Source organism: Lysobacter sp. SCRH-1R, assembly GCF_057747855.1.
Genome location: NZ_CM173227.1, coordinates 2,739,768 through 2,759,056 on the forward strand (window position 1 = coordinate 2,739,768; position 19,289 = coordinate 2,759,056).

The 19,289-nt window shown below is 67.7% G+C and carries 18 protein-coding genes and 4 tRNA genes; 7 read left to right on the top strand and 15 right to left on the bottom strand.

Going from position 1 to position 19,289, the window contains the following annotated elements; all coding sequences use genetic code 11:
• Positions 1-750 (bottom strand): 3-deoxy-D-manno-octulosonic acid kinase, encoded by a 750-nt coding sequence (locus tag AC3ANK_RS12445; RefSeq protein ID WP_484171331.1) that lies wholly within the window; start codon positions 748-750, stop codon positions 1-3.
• A gap of 22 nt (positions 751-772) precedes the next feature.
• On the opposite strand from AC3ANK_RS12445, the gene AC3ANK_RS12450 reads away from it, so the two are divergent.
• Positions 773-1,876 (top strand): glycosyltransferase family 9 protein, encoded by a 1,104-nt coding sequence (locus tag AC3ANK_RS12450; RefSeq protein ID WP_484171332.1) that lies wholly within the window; start codon positions 773-775, stop codon positions 1,874-1,876.
• The gene (locus AC3ANK_RS12455) at positions 1,876-2,226 is read left to right on the top strand and encodes a hypothetical protein (RefSeq protein ID WP_484171333.1); all 351 of its coding nucleotides are present in this window, start codon (positions 1,876-1,878) and stop codon (positions 2,224-2,226) included. Before AC3ANK_RS12450 ends, AC3ANK_RS12455 begins: the two co-directional genes overlap by 1 nt.
• A 123-nt stretch (positions 2,227-2,349) precedes the next feature.
• Here AC3ANK_RS12455 and AC3ANK_RS12460 read toward each other — a convergent pair whose 3' ends face one another.
• Both AC3ANK_RS12460 and AC3ANK_RS12465 read right to left on the bottom strand, forming a co-directional pair.
• Positions 2,350-2,757: a DUF6165 family protein gene (locus AC3ANK_RS12460; protein WP_484171334.1), complete on the bottom strand. Its 408-nt coding sequence runs from the start codon at positions 2,755-2,757 to the stop codon at positions 2,350-2,352.
• Positions 2,758-2,870: 113 nt separating this feature from the next.
• A tRNA-Ser gene (locus AC3ANK_RS12465) sits at positions 2,871-2,961 on the bottom strand.
• Between the two features lie 203 nt (positions 2,962-3,164).
• Between AC3ANK_RS12465 and AC3ANK_RS12470 the strand changes: the two genes are divergently transcribed.
• Entirely contained in the window at positions 3,165-3,869 is a 705-nt protein-coding gene (locus AC3ANK_RS12470; RefSeq protein ID WP_206861102.1) for a PP2C family protein-serine/threonine phosphatase, read from the top strand.
• Between the two features lie 164 nt (positions 3,870-4,033).
• Here the strand turns inward: AC3ANK_RS12470 and dnaQ are convergent, their stop codons facing one another.
• From dnaQ to AC3ANK_RS12485, 3 genes are read right to left on the bottom strand one after another with little or no spacing between them, the layout of a single operon-like run.
• Entirely contained in the window at positions 4,034-4,774 is a 741-nt protein-coding gene (dnaQ, locus tag AC3ANK_RS12475; RefSeq protein ID WP_484171335.1) for a DNA polymerase III subunit epsilon, read from the bottom strand.
• Positions 4,775-4,806: 32 nt separating this feature from the next.
• Complete coding sequence (gene rnhA / locus AC3ANK_RS12480; protein ID WP_206861104.1) at positions 4,807-5,295, bottom strand: ribonuclease HI; 489 nt, start codon at positions 5,293-5,295, stop codon at positions 4,807-4,809.
• Positions 5,292-5,966: a class I SAM-dependent methyltransferase gene (locus AC3ANK_RS12485; protein WP_206861105.1), complete on the bottom strand. Its 675-nt coding sequence runs from the start codon at positions 5,964-5,966 to the stop codon at positions 5,292-5,294. The genes rnhA and AC3ANK_RS12485 overlap by 4 nt, the downstream gene beginning before the upstream one ends.
• A gap of 124 nt (positions 5,967-6,090) precedes the next feature.
• Here AC3ANK_RS12485 and gloB point away from each other — a divergent pair, with 124 nt between their 5' ends.
• The 4 genes from gloB (at position 6,091) to AC3ANK_RS12505 (ending at position 9,544) form a co-directional block, all read left to right on the top strand.
• Positions 6,091-6,858: a hydroxyacylglutathione hydrolase gene (gene gloB, locus AC3ANK_RS12490; RefSeq protein WP_484171336.1), complete on the top strand. Its 768-nt coding sequence runs from the start codon at positions 6,091-6,093 to the stop codon at positions 6,856-6,858.
• On the top strand, positions 6,855-8,114 hold the full coding sequence (locus tag AC3ANK_RS12495; RefSeq protein WP_484171337.1) for a lytic transglycosylase domain-containing protein: 1,260 nt from the start codon (positions 6,855-6,857) through the stop codon (positions 8,112-8,114). The genes gloB and AC3ANK_RS12495 overlap by 4 nt, the downstream gene beginning before the upstream one ends.
• Positions 8,115-8,225: 111 nt before the next feature.
• The gene (locus AC3ANK_RS12500) at positions 8,226-9,020 is read left to right on the top strand and encodes an enoyl-ACP reductase FabI (protein ID WP_206861107.1); all 795 of its coding nucleotides are present in this window, start codon (positions 8,226-8,228) and stop codon (positions 9,018-9,020) included.
• Between the two features lie 308 nt (positions 9,021-9,328).
• Positions 9,329-9,544, top strand: coding sequence for an XAC0095 family protein (locus AC3ANK_RS12505; protein WP_484171338.1), 216 nt, complete (start codon positions 9,329-9,331; stop codon positions 9,542-9,544).
• A 264-nt stretch (positions 9,545-9,808) separates the two neighbouring features.
• Here the strand turns inward: AC3ANK_RS12505 and AC3ANK_RS12510 are convergent, their stop codons facing one another.
• The 9 genes from AC3ANK_RS12510 to tig form a co-directional block, all read right to left on the bottom strand.
• Entirely contained in the window at positions 9,809-11,788 is a 1,980-nt protein-coding gene (locus tag AC3ANK_RS12510) for a peptidyl-prolyl cis-trans isomerase (RefSeq protein WP_206861109.1), read from the bottom strand.
• Positions 11,789-11,976: 188 nt separating this feature from the next.
• Positions 11,977-12,053: transfer RNA gene (locus AC3ANK_RS12515), tRNA-Asp, on the bottom strand.
• A gap of 113 nt (positions 12,054-12,166) precedes the next feature.
• Positions 12,167-12,243: transfer RNA gene (locus tag AC3ANK_RS12520), tRNA-Asp, on the bottom strand.
• Between the two features lie 41 nt (positions 12,244-12,284).
• Positions 12,285-12,359: transfer RNA gene (locus AC3ANK_RS12525), tRNA-Val, on the bottom strand.
• Between the two features lie 73 nt (positions 12,360-12,432).
• Positions 12,433-12,705 (bottom strand): HU family DNA-binding protein, encoded by a 273-nt coding sequence (locus AC3ANK_RS12530; RefSeq protein ID WP_115842926.1) that lies wholly within the window; start codon positions 12,703-12,705, stop codon positions 12,433-12,435.
• A gap of 219 nt (positions 12,706-12,924) precedes the next feature.
• On the bottom strand, positions 12,925-15,363 hold the full coding sequence (gene lon, locus AC3ANK_RS12535; protein WP_206861110.1) for an endopeptidase La: 2,439 nt from the start codon (positions 15,361-15,363) through the stop codon (positions 12,925-12,927).
• Between the two features lie 208 nt (positions 15,364-15,571).
• Positions 15,572-16,861 carry an ATP-dependent Clp protease ATP-binding subunit ClpX gene (gene clpX / locus AC3ANK_RS12540; protein WP_484171339.1) on the bottom strand — a complete coding sequence of 430 codons (1,290 nt, stop codon included), beginning with the start codon at positions 16,859-16,861 and terminating at the stop codon, positions 15,572-15,574.
• Between the two features lie 163 nt (positions 16,862-17,024).
• The gene (clpP, locus tag AC3ANK_RS12545) at positions 17,025-17,651 is read right to left on the bottom strand and encodes an ATP-dependent Clp endopeptidase proteolytic subunit ClpP (protein WP_206861112.1); all 627 of its coding nucleotides are present in this window, start codon (positions 17,649-17,651) and stop codon (positions 17,025-17,027) included.
• 141 nt (positions 17,652-17,792) lie between these two features.
• Entirely contained in the window at positions 17,793-19,091 is a 1,299-nt protein-coding gene (tig, locus tag AC3ANK_RS12550) for a trigger factor (RefSeq protein WP_484171340.1), read from the bottom strand.
• Between the last annotated feature and the right edge of the window lie 198 nt (positions 19,092-19,289).

Genomic DNA, 19,289 nt, shown 5'->3' on the forward strand with positions numbered 1-19,289 from the left:
TCAGTAGCCTCGTTCCCAGGCCCGATCGTACGCCGCGCGCAGGCGGGCGTAATCGCGCTCGACGTCCGCGGTGGCGCGCTTCCCGCGCAGCTTCAGCAGCGAGCGCTTGAGTCGCGCGAGATTGCGCTCGCGCCAGCCGGTGGCGGGGATGCGGACGCGACCGCGGTCGAGGTCGATGATCCAGCCTCGCCCGGTCGTGGTGAACAACAGGTTGTGGGCGTTGAGGTCGGCGTGATCCAGCCCCGCGCGATGGGCGCGGGCGATCAGCCGGCCGGCCTCTTCCCAGGGCGCGCCGTCGCCGGCCACGGCGGCGCGATCGGCGAGCGAGCGCACGTCGTCGAGGCGTTCGAGCAGGATCGCGCAGCGATAGAACAGGCCATCGCGCCGGTAGCAGGCCGCGATGGGCCGGGGCACGGGCACGCCCTTGTCGGCCATGGCGCGGGTCAGGCGGAACTCGGCGAAGCTGCGCGTGCTGGCCGCGCCGCGCCACCAGTAGCGGTCGCGGCTGACCTTCGCCACCAGCCCGCCGCGCAGGTAGCGGCGCAACAGGGCCGGGCCGAACGGGGCGTCGACGAACCATGCGCCGCCCCGGCCGCCGCTTTCCACCGGGCGTGCGCGTTGCTGCCAGAACGACGGCATGAACCATTCCGGGCTCGCTTGCCGCACCCGGTTTCGGTCGAACAGAATGGCTCCGTACCCGCTGTCGTCGCGGAACGGCGTCAACTCTTCGGCAGCATCGAACCCCGTCATTCGCGCGAGTCTAGCAATTCACGTGTCCGCTGCCTCCTCCAACGCGCCCCCGGCGCCCGCTTCGATCTGCCTGCTGCGCCTGTCCGCCCTGGGCGACGTGACCCACGTCGTGCCCCTGGTGCGCACGCTGCAGGCCGCGTGGCCGCAGGTGTCCCTGACCTGGGTGATCGGCAAGGGCGAGCACCGCCTGCTCGCCGGCCTGCCCGGCGTGGAGTTCGTCGAGTACGACAAGAAGACCGGCCTGGCCGGCATGCGCGCGCTGCGCGGCGAATTGCGCGAACGCCTGGGCGTGGCACGCCGCTTCGACGTGCTGCTGCAGATGCAGGTCGCCGCGCGCGCGAACCTGCTGTCGGCCTTCATCCCGGCGCGCCGGCGCGTAGGCTACGACCGCTCACGTTCGAAGGATCTGCACGGGGTGTTCGTCAACGAGCGCATTCCCGATCGTCCGGGCATCCACGTGCTCGATGCCATCGGCAGCTTCTGCGAGCCGCTGGGCCTGCGTCAGGACAATGTGCGATGGGATCTTCCGGTGCCCGACGACGCCCGCGAATGGGCACGTGCCCAGTGGCCGCAGGCCGCTGTGCCGACTTTGCTCATTTCCCCGTGTTCGAGCCATGAGCTGCGCAACTGGCCGGCCGAGCGGCTCGCGGTGCTTGCCGATCACGCCGCCGGGCGCGGCTGGCGCGTCGTGTTGTGCGGCGGTCGCAGCGAACTCGAACGCGCCACCGGCGATGCGATCCTCGCTTCGATGACGCATCCGGCGCTGGACCTCATCGGCAAGGACACGCTCAAGCAACTGCCCGCGCTGCTCGAACGCGGACAACTGCTGATGACGCCCGACTCCGGCCCGATGCACATCGCCAATGCGATGGGCACCAAGGTGCTGGGGCTGCACGCGGCGAGCAATCCCGCGCGCAGCGGTCCGTACAGCGATCGCCGCTACTGCGTGGACCGCTACGACGATGCCGCGCGCAAATACCTGGGGAAACCCGCATCCGAATTGCGCTGGGGCACGAAGATCGAGCATGCCGGCGTGATGGACCTGATCACCGTCGACGACGCCATCGCCGCGTTCGAGCGTTACTGCGCCGATCACCCGACACCGTCGTCGCAGGAGAACGTTTGATGGCCGCCTGGTTCACCGTCGTCGCGCCGCTGCTGCCGGAACTCATCCGCGCCGCGCGCCCCATGTTCACCCGCAGTCGCGAGCCGTCGCAGATCCCGCAGCAGATCCGCGAACTGCAGGACGCGGTCGATCACAACGACCAGGCGATCAAGACGCTCGCCGGCGAGATGGAGCAGACGCTGTCGGCGCTGAAGCAGGCGTCCGCGCAGCTGGAGTCCACGCTGGTCGAACTGCGACGGCAGCAGGCCGAACACGAGCGACGCCTGCACGTGATGCAGTGGGTGGCGGGCGTGGCGGCGACGGCGGCGGCGCTGGGGTTCGCGGTGGCGGTTTACGCGTTGACGAGGTAAGCGAGACGCAGGTTCGAACCTCGTCCGCGCGACCCGCTTCGGCAAGTTTGAGCGGCGCTGCCGCCTCGTGTCCGTCATCCCGGCGAACGCCGGGAGACCGATCGGAGATGCGACGACGCCGTCTTACGGCGTATTGCCCGTCCTGTAATCCTGGTACGACTTCTCCTCGACATACGCCGAGCCCAGCGCCAGGTTGATTTCCTTCTTGATGCGCGCGCGCTCGTCGTTCTCGAAGTACACGCTGCGCGCCAGTCGGACGAATTCCTCGTCGAAGGCCTGCGCCTTCTCCTTGATGCGGATGTCGTCCTCGATCACCCACAGACGCTCGTTGACGGCCTTCAGGTCGGCGCGCAGGCGGGCGATGTCGTTGCCGGCGGCCGGATGCGCCATCCACGTCTTCTCCAGCGCGGACAACTCGTTGCGGACGTTCTCCAGCTTGACCGGATCGGTCATCCGCTCGGACTTGATCTGCAGGATCGCGATCTTGTCGAGCAGTTCGCCAAAAGAGACCGGGACGAGGATTTCGGACATGACGAGGCCGTTCATTCAGGGGCCTACAGTGTAGCCGGCCTGTCCATGCGACTCGCCGTCCTTCGCGACGCACAAAAGAAAACGCCCCCTTGCGGGGGCGTCGTCTTCGTATCTGGCGGAGAGGGAGGGATTCGAACCCTCGGTACGCTATAAACGTACGCCTGATTTCGAGTCAGGTACATTCAACCACTCTGCCACCTCTCCGGGTGCAGTGAGCCGGTCATTCTACGGGGGCGAGGTGCGGCCGGCAAGCGGTCCCACCGCACGAAGAAAATCCGCCGGCGCTTCCGGCTTTGCCTGTTCCCGCCACAACGAGAACCTTAACCGCGCGCCTTGCCACCCGGCCGCCGCGCCCCGATCATTCCGTTACCGCCTGAAAGACCCCCGACGACCGAATCCACGGACGCATGATCGAATTCGGACACCTCACGCACGTCGGCCTGCGCCGCGAGCTGAATGAAGACACCTACTACGGTGACGGCGAGCTCGGCCTATGGCTGGTGGCCGATGGCATGGGGGGGCACGAATACGGCGAGGTCGCCAGCGCGCTGGCCCGCGAAACCATCGTCCGCGAGATCCGCGACGGCACGCCGCTCGCGCAGGCGATCCGCATCGCCGACGAGGAAATCATCCGCACGTCCAAGCGCCGCAACGACGCGCTGCCGATGGGCACGACCGTGGTCGCCGCGCGAATCACCGGCAACCGGTTCGAAGTGGCCTGGGTGGGCGACAGCCGCGTCTATCTGTGGCGCGACGGCCATCTGGCGCAACTGTCGCAGGATCACAGCTACGTGCAGGAGCTGATCGCCAATGGCGCGATCACGCAGGAACAGGCGCGCAGCCATCCCCATCGCAATGTCGTCACCCAGGCGCTGGGTGTGACCGATCCGCGCAACCTCAACGTCGAAACCATGACCGGCGAACTCAAGCCGGGCATGCAGCTGCTGCTGTGCAGCGATGGGCTGACCGAGGAAGTCGACGATCGCGGCATCGCGCGCGTGCTCGGCCAGTCCGACTGCAGCGCGCAGGAATGCGTCGACACGCTGGTCGCCGCCGCGCTGGATGGTGGCGGGTCGGACAACGTCACGGTGATCCTGGTTCGGAATCACTGAGGCCGTTGAGCCCTGCTTCGACCCGCCCTCCCTACGGAAGAGGGTTGGGGTGAGGGTCGGGGCGTGCGATGCGGCCGGCGTTCGCGATGCACTCGCGCGCTGCGGATCGATGGCGATACCAGAGTCAAAACGGGTTCCAGCTTTCGCTGGAATGACGGGGCTTGCTACGCCGTCGCCAGCTCCTGCTCCGCCACCGCTTCGACCACGTTGAACTGATCCCACACCGCCTTGCCGGCCTTCTTGCGCAGCTTCTCCAGCCGCGCCTCGTGGGCGGCAAGTTCCTCCGCGCCGACCTGCACGCGCGGGCGCGCGGCGGCCGGATCGGTGCGGAAATGCACGGTCTGCACCGCGCTCGCCGACGCCTCGACCGCGAAGCCGATTTCCTCCTGACCCGAGGTCAGCGCCAGGTACACGTCGCCCAGGATCTGCGCGTCGAGCAGTGCGCCGTGCAGCTGGCGGTGAGAGTTGTCCACGCCCAGGCGCTTGCACAGCGCGTCGAGCGAATTGCGCTGGCCGGGGAACCGCTGGCGCGCGAGCAGCAGCGTGTCCTCGACGCGACAGCGGTCGGTGATGCGGCCGTACTGCTCGCCCAGCAGGCGCAGTTCGTTGTCGAGGAAGCCCAGGTCGAACGCCGCGTTGTGGATGATCAGCTCGGCGCCGTCGATGAAGGCGAGGAATTCCTCGGCGACCTGCGCGAACTCCGGCTTGTCGGCGAGGAATTCCAGCGTCAGCCCCGTCACTTCCTGCGCGCCCTGCTCGAAATCGCAGTCGGGCTTGAGGTAGACGTGGAAGGTGCGACCGCTGGGACGGCGTTCGATGTATTCGACGCAGCCGATTTCGACCACGCGGTTGCCGCGTTCCCAACTCAGGCCGGTGGTTTCGGTGTCGAGGATGATCTGCCGCATCGGCTGCATTCTCACATGTTCGTCCGTGGAGGTCAGCGTACGGCCGCCGCCGCGCGCAGCAGTTGCGCCTGGGCGCGAGCGAGGACGTCGACGCGTTCGTTGTCGGGATCGCCGGAATGGCCCTTCACCCACTTCCACTCGATGCTATGGCGGAGCGTCGCCTTGTGCAGGCGCTCCCACAGGTCGCGGTTCTTCACCGGGTCGCCGCCGGCGGTCTTCCAGCCGCGGCGCACCCAGTTGTTGATCCACTCGGTGATGCCCTGGCGCACGTACTGCGAGTCGGTGTGCAGCACGACGGTGCACGGCTCGCTCAGCGCTTCCAGCGCCATGATCGCGGCCATCAGCTCCATGCGGTTGTTGGTGGTGTCGGCCTCGCCGCCGGCGAGTTCGCGCTCGTGGCCGCGATAGCGCAGCAGCGCGGCCCAGCCGCCCGGACCGGGATTGCCCAGGCAGGCGCCGTCGGTGTGGGCTTCGATCTGTTTGCGGGAAGGTTCGGAAGACGTCGGATCGGCGCGATTCATACATCCATTATCGCCGGCTGCCGTCGCACGAGGTGGGATCGCGTGCTGCCCGCCTGCCAACGCAACCCGCGCAGCGGCTTGGGCGGGATCAACGCATGCACGCGCTTGTTGACCGTGAGCGCCACGCCGGCGCGCAACCGATCGGACGCACCGACGCCGACTTCGCCATGCGCCACGCGCCAGTGCGGGCCGAGCCATTGCAGGCTCACCGTGTCGGCCGCGAATCCCACGCGCCGCAGCGCCGACTGCCACACGCCCGGATCGCGCGCGCGCAGGCCGGTGCGCGCCCAGCGCAGGCGGTACGGACTCCACGGGTTGAGCACCGCCAGCCACAACGTTCCGCCCGGCGCGAGGACGCGCGCGCATTCGTCGAGCAGCGGGTCGATCGGCACCTCGTCGTCCAGCGCATGCTGGAGCAGCACCGCGCCCAGCGCCTCGCTCGCCACCGGCAGCGGCAGGCGGCAACGCACCGCACCGTGGAACCCGAGGCCGAACCGCCGCAACAAAAGGCCGCGTCCGCCGACTTCCGGCGCGGGCGCGCCGTCCACGCCGAGCCAGGCCCAGGGCGCCGCCGGGCAGCCGGCGAGGACGCGCAGCATCGCCGCTTCCTCCACGGCGAGCAGTCCCTGCCCTGCCTCGCTGCTGAACCAGCCGAGCGCAGATCCGGACATCTCTGATTGACGCGGGGGGTGGGCGGCGGGCATGGTCGGGCCGGTTTCCTGGGCGCCCCCGAGGGCGCCGACACCCCGATTGTGCGACAGCGCTTCGCCATTCGGGTGCATCCCCGGACAGACCATGCAACTCACCCCACTGCCCGCGCTGAGCGACAACTACATCTGGACCCTCGCCGCGGACGACGGCTCGCGAGCGCTGATCGTCGATCCGAGCGAGGCCGGCCCGGTCCTGGCGGCGGCCGACGCCGGCCTGCAGCCGGCCGGCATCCTGCTCACCCATCACCACGGCGACCACATCGGCGGCGTGCCCGACCTGTTGGCGCGCTGGCCGGGGCTGCCGGTGTTCGCGCCGGACGACGAGCGCATTCCTTCCGGCTATCGGCGCGTGGCCGATGGCGAAGTGGTCGAACTGGCCGGCTGGCGCTTCGACGTCCTCGCCGTGCCGGGCCACACCCGCAGCCACGTCGCCTACCACGGGCACGACCTGCTGTTCTGCGGCGACACCCTGTTCAGCCTGGGCTGCGGACGGATGTTCGAAGGCACGCCGGAGCAGATGCACGCCTCCTTGTCCCGATTGGCCGGCCTCCCCCCCGGGACCCGGGTCTGTTGCGGACATGAGTACACGCTCGCAAACGCCGCCTTCGCCCGCGTGGTAGAACCCGGCAACCCGGCGCTGCGGCGCCGCTTTGAGGAGGCCCAGGCCATGCGCGCGACCGGACGCCCGACCTTGCCCAGTACCCTGGCCGAGGAAACCGCCGCCAATCCGTTCCTGCGGGTCGCCAGCCCGGAGGTGCGCGCCTCGCTGGCGCGCGAGATCGGCCGCGACCCGGCCGACGACGTGGACGCATTCGCCGCATTGCGGCGCTGGAAGGACGGATTCGTCGCGTGACGGCCGCCCATCGATGGCGCCGCCGGCTGGGCCTGTGCTGCCTGGCCCTGATCACCGCCCTGCCCGCTTCCGGGCAGGAAACCTCCGCCGGCCCGAAGGCGCCCGAACCGCAGGACGCGCCGGCCGATCCGACGGTCCGCAACGGCCTGGAGATCTACCGCAGCTTCCGCGACGGCCTGGCCGAACCCGAATGCGACGCCGATGCGACCTCGCCGCGCTGGCGCCAGCACTTCGCCCACGTGCCGCGGAGGCTCGCCTCCCGCGACGACGACGTGCTCCCGCTGTTCGGCTACGTGGTCGATGCGCTGCGCGAGAGCCACATCCCGACCGAATTCGCGCTGATCCCGTTCGTGGAAAGCGGCTATCGCCCGGGCGCGCGCAGCCCCGCCGGTCCGGCCGGCCTGTGGCAGATGATCGCGATCACCGCGCGCAACCACGGCGTGCCCATCCGCAAGGGCTACGACGGGCGCTTGTCGCCCGTCGATTCCACGCAAGCCGCCGTTCGCTACCTGAAAACGCTGCACGGCATGTTCGCCGGCGACTGGCGACTGGCGGTGATGGCCTACAACGCGGGCGAATACCGCGTGCTGGGCGCGCTCAAGCGCAGCGGGCAGACCGCCCGCAACGCCCGGCCGGAGAAACTCGTCGGCCTGTCCGACATCACCACCGCCTACGTCCGCAAGCTGCATGCGCTGTCGTGCCTGATCGAGCAGGCCGACGATCGCGAGGAATGGATGCGCGCGATCGACCGCCCCGTGCCGCGCCTGCAGGCGGTGACGTTGCCGAAGGACGTGCAGCGTCTGGATCAGTGGGCGGCGCGCACCGGCGTGAGCGCCGAGCAGATCCGCCGCTGGAATCCGGTGTACGCGGACGGCCGCATCGGCGCGGCTGCGGGACGTCCGGCGCGCCTGCTCGCGGTGGCCGACGTGGGCGACGCACGCGTGGCCGAGGTCGATTCGCCCGCTTCGCAGTCATCCGCGATGGAGCGCGACGACGCCGAGTCCATCGCTGCAGCCGAATCCACGCAGACCGAATCCGCGCCCGCAGCCAAGCCGGCCGCATCGCCGCGCCGCCACACCGTGGCCAAGGGCGAGAGCGCGTGGACGATCGCGCGTCGTTACCGCATCACCGTCGCCGACCTGATGCAGCGCAACGGCCTGGGGCTCAAGTCGGTACTGCGCCCGGGCCAGTCGCTGATCGTCGACGCGCTGGACGGCACGTCCGCCGCGCTTCCAGCCGCGGCCGGCTCGCCCTGACATACGCCGCCGCATCGCGGCAACGCGGCGCCGGCTGCGGCTAAACTGCGTCTTTGCGCGACCGCACACCGGTCGTCCCCACCGTATCGGCATCACAGAAGGAATCGGCTCATGGGTTTTCTGCAAGGCAAGCGTGCACTGATCACCGGCATCGCCAGCGAGCGCTCGATCGCCAGCGGCATCGCCGAGGCCATGCACCGCGAGGGCGCGGAACTGGCGTTCACCTACCAGAACGAGAAGCTGAAATCGCGCGTGCAGTCGGCGGCGGCCGAGTACGGCAGCGACATCGTGATCCCGCTGGACGTGAGCGACGACGCGCAGATCGCCGCCTGCTTCGAACAGCTCGGCCAGCGCTGGAACGACGGTTTCGACATCCTCGTGCACGCCATCGCCTTCGCGCCGCGGGAAGCGATCGCCGGTGAATTCCTCGACGGCATGACGCGCGAGAACTTCGCCATCGCGCACGACGTGTCGGCGTATTCGCTGTCGGCGCTCGCCAAGGCCGCGCGCCCGATGATGAAGGGCCGCAACGGTTCGATCGTCACGCTGAGCTACCTCGGCGCCGAGCGCGCGCTCGCCAACTACAACCTCATGGGCGTGGCGAAGGCGAGCCTGGAAGCGTCGGTGCGCTACCTCGCGCTGAACCTCGGCCCGGAAGGCACGCGCGTCAACGCGATCTCCGCCGGCCCGATCAAGACGTTGGCTGCGGCCGGCATCGCGGGCTTCCGCAAGATCCTCGGCCACGTCGAAGAGAACGCCCCGCTGCGCCGCACGGTCACGATCGAGGACGTGGGCAACGTCGCGGCGTTCCTGTGCTCGGATCTGGCTGCGGGCGTGACGGGTGAAGTGACGTATGTCGATGCGGGCTACAACATTCTCGGCATGACGGGGATTCACGGCGAGTGATGTGTTCGCGCCGTTGAGACTGAGAAAGCCCGGCACGCGCCGGGCTTTTCCTTTTGGGCAGGCACGCTGCTGAGCCGTGTCATTGTCGCGTGGTTGAAGGTCGGGGCGTGCGATTACGCTCGCGCATGCGATGCATGCTGTGAACGCCTTCCGCTGGTCGAACGGATTACCGCCGTCCCTGAGCACATCCTGCTGATCGAACAGGTCCCAACGGTTGTAGTCCGGGTAAGCGAGGCGCACCCGGGAGCCCGTCGCGTTCCCGGGTGCGCTTCGCTTACCCGGGCTACAGATGCTCGCTCCATCCCCGCGTGTTCCGCGGCTACCTGCTGCCCCGTTCCGCGCACGAATCCCTGATCCACACGCGCGATCAGCTTCGATTGCTGGCGCGGCTCGCAAGGGCACGAAGCGAATCGCCCGAGCACGTCTACGTCCACCCCGGTGCGTTGTCCGGGCTGTTCGAACGCACGGCCGCTTATGTGGACGATGCATTGGCGACGGTGGTTGTTGATCCGAAAGCGGCCTGAGGCACGGCGAAGGACTCGCACGTTTCGAACGTCAAACACCACCGTTGTTGTAGCCCGGGTAAGCGAAGCGCACCCGGGGACGCGGTCACCTCTCCAACCCGGGTGCGCTTCGCTTACCCGGGCTACAAAGGCGGATGACGTTGTGGTAGACGACGCCTCAACGGCAACGAAAAAGCCCGGCAATCGCCGGGCTTTTTCGTTGGAGGAACAACCAGCGCTTCACACCGTTACTCGTTCCTCACTCCTCTCGCTCGTTCCCGAGCTTCAAAGATTCTGTTCCACCACATTGATCCGCACGCGCTTGCGCAGCGCGTCGACCAGCGCGCGCACGTCGTCGCCGCCGCCGATCTGCGCGACCTGCTGCTGCAGCATCGTGCGCTGTTCGGCCGGCAGGCTGGCGATGTCGCCCGGCGTGACCTTGCTGACCGCGAACAACGCGATGCCGCCGTTCGACAGCGTGGCCTGGCCGGCCGACAGCTTGCCCTCGCCCGGCGCCGGCACGGCGAAGATCGCGTCGGACACCGCAGCTTCCGGTACCGGCGCGCCGCGCGGCACACCCGGCAGGACCTGCGGCGGCGGCAGCTGCTTCGACGCGGCGATCGCTTCCAGCGTCTCGCCCTTGTTCACGCGGGCGACCAGCGCTTCGGCTTCCTTGCGGGCGGCCTTGGCGGCACGATCGGCGCGCACGGCGGCGATGACCTGATCGCGCACCTGCGCCAGCGGCTGGGCGCGTTCCGGCGCATGCGCGGTGACGCGGATCAGCACGGTGTGGCCGGGCTCGAGTTCGATCGGATCGCTGATGGCGCCGCTCTGGATCGCTTCTTCCGAGAACGCCACGCGCTGCACGGCCGGGTTGGCGCCGATGCCCTGCGCGTTGGTGCGCGCGAACGGGCCGAGCTTCTGCAGCGGCAGGTTCATCTCGCGCGCGGCCGGCGCAAGCGAGGACGGATTCTTCAGGGTCAGGTCGACCAGGCGGCTGGTGAAATCGCTCACCGTGCGCTCGCGATCGACTTCGGCCTGCTCTGCGGCGAGCGCATCGCGCACCTGCTCGAAGGTCTGTTGCGCACCCGACTGCACTTCGCGCAGCTGGATCACGTGCCAGCCGAACTCGCTCTTCACCGGGCCGCTGACGTCACCGGCCTTCATCGCGAACAGCGCGTCCTCGAACGGCGCGACCATCATGCCCTTCGCCACCCAGCCCAGGTCGCCGCCGGTGGCCTGCGAACCGGTGTCGTCACTGTTGGCGCGGGCCAGCGCGGCGAAATCGGCGCCCGGTGCCTTGGCCTGTTCGGCCAGACGCTTGGCCTTGTCTTCGGCGGCCTTCTGCGTGGCGGCGTCGGCGTTCTCGGCCACGCGCACCAGGATGTGCGAAGCCAGGCGCTGCTCGGCTTCGACGAAGCGGTTCTTTTCCTGCTCGTAGCGCTGGCGAAGCGTGGCGTCGTCGGCCGGTGCGGCGGCGGGGAGCTTGCTCGCGTCGACTTCGACGTATTCGATCTCGACCGTCTCCGGCGCGCGGAACTGCGCGGCGTGTTCGTCGTACCACTTCTGGATTTCGGCGGCGCTCACCTCGGCGGTGTCCGGCGCTGGCGGCGGGAGCAGCACCAGCGACACGTCGCGGCGTTCGCCCATCAGGCGCAGCAGGCGATCCATCTCGGCGCTGGTGACGAAGTTGCTGCTGCCCACGCCCACCGCGAGCATCGAACGCTGCAGGTCGTCGCGCACGGTCGCTTCGAACTGGCGCTCGCTCTGCGGCGGCGTCAGCGAGGCGAGCGCGAGCTTGTAACGGTCGTAGTTGAACTTGCCGTCCACCTGGAAGCCGGGCACTTCCATGAGCGCCTTCTGCACCATCGCATCGCTCACCGCGAGGCCGTGGCGCTGCGCGGCGATCTGCTGCACGCGCGCGTCGATCAGCGTTTCCAGCACGGCGCGCTTGTTGTCCACGCTCTCGAAGGCGCGCGCGTCGAAGGCTTCGCCCTGCTGCGCGCGGCGCTGCATGCGTTCCTGTTCGAAACGGGCGCGGAACTCGTCGGAGGTGATCTTCTCGTGCGTCCAGAACACCGACACCGGCCACCACGCCGGCGCGGACGGCCACCAGGTCGGCGGTGCGTCGATGCGCGCGACCGAGTTGTCGGTGCGCTGGCCGAGGTACTGCTCGATGCCGACGAAGGCGAAGGGAATGATCAACAGGCCCAGGATCACGGTGGCGATCCAGCCCGAGGTCTTTTCGCGAAGTTTCTGCAGCATGTCCGGGACGCGTTCAGTCGTAAGCCGGACAGTTTAGCGCGGCCCGGGGGCTTCTCGGGGCGGGGGCGCGGAAATTCGATGGCTACCGGAAGCGGCGCCCTCCAGCCTCCCTGCCCGAAGGGGAGGAGCAAACGCGGAGGCGGAGAAAAAACAAAAGGCGCCGTTTCCGGCGCCTTTCGACTCAAAACTGGCGGAGTGGACGGGACTCGAACCCGCGACCTCCGGCGTGACAGGCCAGCATTCTAACCGACTGAACTACCACTCCGCTTCCTTGAACCTTCGGGCTTTCGCCCCCGGATCCTGACGCGGCGAGCCGCGTTTTCGATCCTCTCACTAATTATAAAACAAAGGCGCCGTTTCCGGCGCCCTTGTGAAGACTGGCGGAGTGGACGGGACTCGAACCCGCGACCTCCGGCGTGACAGGCCAGCATTCTAACCGACTGAACTACCACTCCGCATGCTTCAAAACTCGTTACAACCACCGCTGGATGCTTGATGGTGGGTGCTGAGGGTTTCGAACCCCCGACCCTCTCCGTGTAAAGGAGACGCTCTACCGCTGAGCTAAGCACCCGTTTGCACTGCTGCCTGAGGGCCGAAACCCCGGCGGTGCTAACCGATTCGTTCAGACATCGGCGGCGAGTTGATTAGTTTACGGCATCCTTCAGCGCCTTGCCAGCCTTGAACGAAGGATTCTTCGACGCCTTGATCTTGATGGTCTCGCCGGTCTTCGGATTGCGGCCCTGGCGGGCGGCGCGCTTGCGGACCTGGAAGGTGCCGAAGCCGACCAGCGTCACCGTGTCGCCCTTCTTCAGCGCCTTGGTGACCACGTTGATCATGGCGTCGACGGCGTTCGCGGCGTCGGTCTTGGACAGCTCGGCAGCTTCGGCGACGGCGCCGACAAACTCAGCCTTGTTCATTCGGATTGACTCCCTCTGCGGATGAATGCCGCATGTTGTAAGAGCAGCATGTAATCGAAGGCGATTCCCCCGATCGTCTTTCGCCGCACCGCCATTGCATCGCAATGGCGTGCGCGGTCCGCAGCCGTTATACCAGCGGCATTTTGGGGTCGCAAGCGTGAAAGCCAAGCGTGGCGCGGCTTCCAGCGGTTTTACGCATCGTCCGATGAGCGGTGCGGATCAGTGCTTGACGTCGGTCTGCGCGATCGTTTTCGAACCATCGCGCACCGCCACTTCGCCTTCGCTCGGCGCCGATGCGGGCGCCGGCGTCGGTGCGCGTTCGAGCGCGAGGCCGAGCACTTCGTCGATCCACTTCACCGGGATGATCTTCAATCCCTGCGTCACGGTCTTCGGAAGGTCGGCGAGATCCTTGCGGTTCTCCTCCGGGATGATCACGGTGCGGATGCCGCCACGCAGCGCCGCCAGCAGCTTTTCCTTCAGGCCGCCGATCGGCAGGACGCGGCCACGCAGGGTGATCTCGCCCGTCATCGCCACGTCGGCCTTCACCGGGTTGCGCGTGAGCATCGACACCAGCGCGGTCGCCATCGCGATGCCGGCGCTCGGGCCATCCTTCGGCGTGGCGCCTTCGGGCACGTGCACGTGCACGTCGTGCTTCTGCAGGAAGTCGAGGTCGATGCCGAGCTGCTCCGTGCGCGCACGCACGACCGACAGCGCGGCCGATGCCGATTCCTTCATCACGTCGCCCAGCTGGCCGGTGAGCAGCAGCTGGCCCTTGCCCGGCACCAGCGTGGATTCGATCTGCAGCAGGTCGCCGCCGACTTCCGTCCACGCCAGGCCCGTGACGAGGCCGACTTCGTTCTGCTCTTCGGCACGGCCGAAGTCGTAACGACGCACGCCCAGGTACTTGTCGAGGTTCTTGGAGGTGACGTTGACGACGTTCTTCTTCGCGCCCTTCTTCGACGGGCCGGCCAGCGCGATTTCCTTCACCACCTTGCGGCAGATCTTGGCGATCTCGCGCTCGAGCGAACGCACGCCCGACTCGCGCGTGTAATAGCGAACGATGTCGCGCACGGCGCTCTCGGCGACCTTCAGCTCTTCCGGCTTCAGGCCGTTGCCCTTGATCTGCTTGGGCAGCAGGTAACGCATCGCGATGTTGAGCTTCTCCTCCTCGGTGTAACCCGGGATGCGGATCACTTCCATGCGGTCCAGCAGCGGGCCGGGGATGTTGAGCGAGTTGGAGGTCGCGACGAACATCACTTCGGACAGGTCGAGGTCGACCTCCAGGTAATGGTCGTTGAAGGCGTTGTTCTGCTCGGGGTCGAGCACTTCCAGCAGCGCCGAGGACGGATCGCCGCGGAAGTCCATCGACATCTTGTCGATCTCGTCGAGCACGAACAGCGGGTTCTTGCTGCCGACCTTGTTGAGGTTCTGCACGATGCGACCCGGCATCGAACCGACGTAGGTGCGGCGATGGCCCCGGATCTCGGCCTCGTCGCGCACGCCGCCCAGCGACATGCGAACGAACTTGCGATTCGTCGCCTTGGCGATCGACTGGCCCAGCGAGGTCTTGCCCACGCCCGGCGGTCCGACCAGGCACAGGATCGGGCCCTTCATCTGCTTCACGCGCGACTGCACGGCGAGGTATTCGAGGATGCGGTCCTTGACCTTCTCCAGGCCGAAGTGGTCGGCATCGAGCACGTCCTGCGCGGCCTTGAGGTCCTTGCGCACCTTGGTGCGCTTCTTCCACGGCACGCCCAGCAGCCAGTCGAGATAATTTCGCACGACCGCCGCTTCGGCCGACATCGGCGACATCTGCTTGAGCTTGTTGAGCTCGGCCTTGGCCTTGGCTTCGACCGGCTTGGGCATGCCGGCCTCGGCGATCTTGCGGGTCAGCTCGTCGATGTCGTTGGGCGCATCGTCGATCTCGCCGAGCTCCTTCTGGATCGCCTTCATCTGCTCGTTGAGGTAGTACTCGCGCTGGCTCTTCTCCATCTGCGACTTCACGCGGCCGCGGATGCGCTTTTCCAGCTGCTGCACGTCGATTTCGCCGTCGACCAGGCCGACGAGCAGTTCCAGGCGCGAACCGACGCCATGCGTCTCCAGCAGCTTCTGCTTGTCGCCGATGCGCACGCCCAGGTGCGCGGCGATGGTGTCGGCGAGGCGGCCGGGCTCGTCGATGCCCGACAGCGTCTGCATCAGCTCCGGCGGAAGCTTGCGGTTGGTCTTCACGTACTGCTCGAACAGGCCCATCAGCGAGCGCGCGATTGCCTCGATCTCGCGCTCCTCGCGATCGCTCTCGGGCTCGACGACTTCTGCCTGGCCGCTCAGGGCGCCGCCGCGCTCGGTGACGTCATGGACGTTCACGCGCGACACGCCCTCGACCAGCACCTTGATGGTGCCGTCGGGGAGCTTCAGCAGTTGCAGGACCTGGGCGAGCGTGCCGACCTGGTAGAGGTCCTCGGCGCCCGGATCGTCGGTCTCGGCGGACTTCTGGGCGACCAGCAGGATGCGCTTGTCGCTCTCCATGGCGAGGTCGAGCGCGTGGATCGACTTGTCCCGACCGACGAACAGCGGGATCACCATGTGCGGGAACACGACGACGTCGCGCAGCGGCAGGACCGGGAGGGTGAGCGTCTCGTGCTCGGTTGATACGGCCATGGAGGGACTCCGGAATACGGGTGCGGGCGAGAGCCGCCCGGGGACTTCGTGGGCGCGCTTCGCCCATGGCGACGGTTATGGGGTCCGGCGCGAACGGATGCAAGCGGCCCGCAGGCTATGCTGCGGGCCGGGAGCATTTATCCGTTGCGAATCAGACGTTTAGCCCGGCCTCCGAGATGTCGGAGGCGGGACGCCGGTCACGTCGCCGTCAGTCGGCGGAGGCGACCTTGGGGGCGGCCGGCGGGGTCTGGTAGATCAGGTACGGCTCGGTCTTGTGATCGATGACCGACTCGTCCACGACCACCTTGGAGACGTTCTCCAGCGACGGCAGCTCGTACATCGTGTCCAGCAGGACCGACTCGACGATGGTGCGCAGGCCGCGCGCACCGGTCTTGCGCTTGAGCGCCTTGCGGGCGATCGCCGCCAGGGCGTCCGGGCGGAACTCCAGCTCGACGCTCTCCATCTCGAACAGCTTCTTGAACTGCTTGGTGATCGCGTTCTTCGGCTCGGTCAGGATCTTGACCAGCGCGGCCTCGTCCAGCTCCTCCAGCGTCGCGACGACCGGCAGGCGGCCGACGAACTCCGGGATCAGGCCGAACTTGATCAGGTCTTCCGGCTCCACGTCCGCCAGCAGCTTGCCGACGTCGTTCTTGCGCTCGCTGCTCTTCACCTTCGCGCCGAAGCCGATGCCGCCGGCCTCGGTGCTTCGCTGCTGGATGATCTTGTCCAGGCCGGCGAACGCGCCGCCGACGACGAACAGGATGTTGCGCGTGTCCACCTGCAGGAATTCCTGCTGCGGGTGCTTGCGGCCGCCCTGCGGCGGGACGCTGGCGACGGTGCCTTCGATGAGCTTCAGCAGCGCCTGCTGCACGCCCTCGCCCGACACGTCGCGCGTGATCGACGGGTTGTCGCTCTTGCGCGAGATCTTGTCGATTTCGTCGATGTAGACGATGCCCTGCTGCGCCTTCTCGACGTCGTAGTCGCACTTCTGCAGCAGCTTCTGGATGATGTTTTCCACGTCCTCGCCGACGTAGCCGGCTTCGGTCAGCGTGGTGGCATCGGCAATGGTGAACGGCACATTGAGCAGGCGCGCCAGCGTTTCGGCCAGCAGCGTCTTGCCCGAACCCGTCGGCCCGACCAGCAGGATGTTCGACTTCGCCAGTTCGACGTCGTCGTTCTTCTGGCGGCTCTCGATGCGCTTGTAATGGTTGTACACGGCCACCGCGAGCGTGCGCTTGGCGCGCTGCTGGCCGATCACGTACTGGTCCAGGACCTCGAGGATCTCGCGCGGCTTGGGCAGGTGGCTGCGGGCCGACTGGGCCTTTTCCTCGAGCTCCTCGCGGATGATGTCGTTGCACAGCTCGACGCATTCGTCGCAGATGAACACGCTCGGGCCCGCGATGAGCTTGCGGACCTCGTGCTGGCTTTTCCCGCAGAACGAGCAGTAAAGGATCTTGTTGCTGTCGCCGGTGCTGCGGCCCTGTCGGTCGTCGCTCATGCCTGTGCCCAAATGGTGCTGGTGTCTCGAACGCGCCGGCCGAAAGCTCGCCGTGGCATGACGCGTTCAGGTGCTGCGGCCCGAGGATAACACAGCGCTCCGGCCCGCCTCGCGGGCCGGATCACGGGCCGGAAAAAAGGTTGGATCAATGCCGTGACGGCGGTCAGCCTGCCTGGATCGACTCTTCCGGGCGGCGCTCCAGGACCTGGTCGACCAGGCCGTACTCGCGGGCCGCCTCGGCGCTCTTGAAGTTGTCGCGCTCGGTGTCGCGGGCGATGGTCTCCAGCGCCTGGCCCGTGTGCTTGGCCAGGATTTCGTTCAGGCGCTGGCGCAACGTCAGGATCTCGCGGGCGTGGATGTCGATGTCCGTCGCCTGCCCCTGGAACCCGCCCAGCGGCTGGTGGATCATCACGCGCGAGTTCGGCAGCGCGTAACGCTTGCCCTTCGCACCGGCCGCCAGCAGCAGCGCGCCCATCGAGGCCGCCTGGCCGACGCAGATCGTGCTCACGTCCGGCTTGATGTACTGCATGGTGTCGTAGATCGCCAGGCCCGCCGTGACCACGCCACCGGGCGAGTTGATGTACAGGCTGATGTCCTTCTCGGGGTTCTCGGCCTCGAGGAAGAGCATCTGGGCGACGATCACGTTCGCCACGTGGTCGTCCACGCCGCCGACCAGGAAGATCACGCGCTCCTTGAGCAGGCGCGAATAGATGTCGTAGGCGCGCTCGCCCCGGCTGGTCTGTTCGACCACCATCGGCACGAGATTCAGGGCTTTGGTCAGGTTGTCCATGTTCGACGGCACCTTGGATCGGATATGGGGCGCTTGCGGAAGCGCGGTCCGGTCAACTTGGGGCCAACCGGACCAGAGCGCAAGGGGCGCGTCCTTTCTACGGAACCGGCCGCGGCACGACGCCGCGACCGTCACGCATGCTTACTGGCGGATCGCCTCGTTGAACGAGAGCGCCTGCTCGGTGTGCTGCGCGCGTTCGGCGATCCAGTCGATCACCTGCTCTTCCATCACGCGGGCCTGCAGGCCGTTCATGAGCTGCGCGTCGTTGCGGTACAGCTCGATGACCTGCTGCGGCTCCTCGTAGGTCGAGGCGATCAGGTTCAACGTCTCGGTCACGCGCTTGGGCTCCAGGCGCAGCTCGTTGCGACGGGCGATCTCGCCCACCAGCAGGCCGACCAGCACGCGCTTGCGCGCAGCGTCCATGAAGCCCACGTGCGCGTCGGCCGGGATCTCGCCGATGGCGCGACCCTGGCGGCGCGCGGCCTCGATGGTCTGGCGGGCCATGTCGCGGGCCTCCGCCTCGACCAGCTTCGGCGGCATCTCGACGTGCGAGTACGACGCGATCAGCTGCTCGCCGACTTCGCGACGCAGGCGGGTCATCAGCGCACCCTTGAGCTCGCGCTCCAGGTTGCTGCGGATGTCCATGCGGAACTGCTCGGCATCGCCGCTGCGCACGCCGAAGCTCTTGATGAAGGCGGCATCGACGTCCGGCAGCACCGGCTCGGACACCTTGGTCGCCTTCAGGTGGACCTTGACAGTCTTGCCGGCGAAGGCCGGCACGCGCCAGTCGGCCGGGAAGTCGACGTCGACATCCTTCTCGTCGCCGGCCTTCATGCCGACAAGTGCCGATTCGATCGCCGGGAACATGGCGGCCGAACCGATGATGGTCGCGCCGCGCTCGACGCCCTCGGCCGGCAGGCGCTCATCGCCCACCTGCGAGTAGGTTTCGATCTCGACCGCGTCGCCGGCGGCGGCTTCGCGCTCCACCGGGTTCCAGGTGCGGCGCTGCAGGCGCAGGTTCTCGATCATCGCGTCGATGTCGGCGTCGGTCACTTCAGCGGTGTGGCGCACGACGTTGAGCTTGGCCACGTCGATGTCGCCGAAATCCGGCACGACTTCGAACGTCGCCACGTACGAGAGCTGGTCCTCGGCACCGGCCGGCACGATCTGCGGGCTGCCGGCGATCTGCAGCGACTGCTCGCGCACCGCGTTGCTGAAGCCCTCGCGCAAGAGGTCGTTGAGGACGTCGGCGCGGACCTGCGCGCCGAAGCGCTGCTCGATCACCTTGGCGGGCACCTTGCCGGGGCGGAAACCCTTGATCTTGGCGCCGCGCGAGATCTCGCGCAGGCGACCGCCGACCTGGGCTTCCAGCCGGTCCGCCGGAAGGCTGAAAGTCATGCGGCGTTCGAGGCTGCCGAGCGATTCGACCGAAACTTGCATATCCACTCCTGCCACCGCGGCGATCTGCCGCGGCACGATGTTGATGGTCCTGATCCTGCCCGCGGCCCGGGCGGAATGCTTCGCGGCCGGCGGAACGCGGTAGTTTGGCCGATTGCGGGCCGTCGTGCCAGCGCTGGACGGGGCTGCGGGGCCATGATGGCGTTGTTTCCGAGCCTTGGCGCGGATGGGGCGCCCGGG

What these genes read in the sequence shown, in the direction of transcription:
- AC3ANK_RS12445 (WP_484171331.1), bottom strand. Translation starts at nt 750, where the DNA reads ATGACGGGGTTCGATGCTGCCGAAGAGTTGACGCCGTTCCGCGACGAC.
- AC3ANK_RS12455 (WP_484171333.1), top strand. Translation starts at nt 1,876, where the DNA reads ATGGCCGCCTGGTTCACCGTCGTCGCGCCGCTGCTGCCGGAACTCATC.
- AC3ANK_RS12460 (WP_484171334.1), bottom strand. Translation starts at nt 2,757, where the DNA reads ATGTCCGAAATCCTCGTCCCGGTCTCTTTTGGCGAACTGCTCGACAAG.
- AC3ANK_RS12470 (WP_206861102.1), top strand. Translation starts at nt 3,165, where the DNA reads ATGATCGAATTCGGACACCTCACGCACGTCGGCCTGCGCCGCGAGCTG.
- dnaQ (WP_484171335.1), bottom strand. Translation starts at nt 4,774, where the DNA reads ATGCGGCAGATCATCCTCGACACCGAAACCACCGGCCTGAGTTGGGAA.
- rnhA (WP_206861104.1), bottom strand. Translation starts at nt 5,295, where the DNA reads ATGAATCGCGCCGATCCGACGTCTTCCGAACCTTCCCGCAAACAGATC.
- AC3ANK_RS12485 (WP_206861105.1), bottom strand. Translation starts at nt 5,966, where the DNA reads ATGTCCGGATCTGCGCTCGGCTGGTTCAGCAGCGAGGCAGGGCAGGGA.
- gloB (WP_484171336.1), top strand. Translation starts at nt 6,091, where the DNA reads ATGCAACTCACCCCACTGCCCGCGCTGAGCGACAACTACATCTGGACC.
- AC3ANK_RS12500 (WP_206861107.1), top strand. Translation starts at nt 8,226, where the DNA reads ATGGGTTTTCTGCAAGGCAAGCGTGCACTGATCACCGGCATCGCCAGC.
- AC3ANK_RS12510 (WP_206861109.1), bottom strand. Translation starts at nt 11,788, where the DNA reads ATGCTGCAGAAACTTCGCGAAAAGACCTCGGGCTGGATCGCCACCGTG.
- AC3ANK_RS12530 (WP_115842926.1), bottom strand. Translation starts at nt 12,705, where the DNA reads ATGAACAAGGCTGAGTTTGTCGGCGCCGTCGCCGAAGCTGCCGAGCTG.
- lon (WP_206861110.1), bottom strand. Translation starts at nt 15,363, where the DNA reads ATGGCCGTATCAACCGAGCACGAGACGCTCACCCTCCCGGTCCTGCCG.
- clpX (WP_484171339.1), bottom strand. Translation starts at nt 16,861, where the DNA reads ATGAGCGACGACCGACAGGGCCGCAGCACCGGCGACAGCAACAAGATC.
- clpP (WP_206861112.1), bottom strand. Translation starts at nt 17,651, where the DNA reads ATGGACAACCTGACCAAAGCCCTGAATCTCGTGCCGATGGTGGTCGAA.
- tig (WP_484171340.1), bottom strand. Translation starts at nt 19,091, where the DNA reads ATGCAAGTTTCGGTCGAATCGCTCGGCAGCCTCGAACGCCGCATGACT.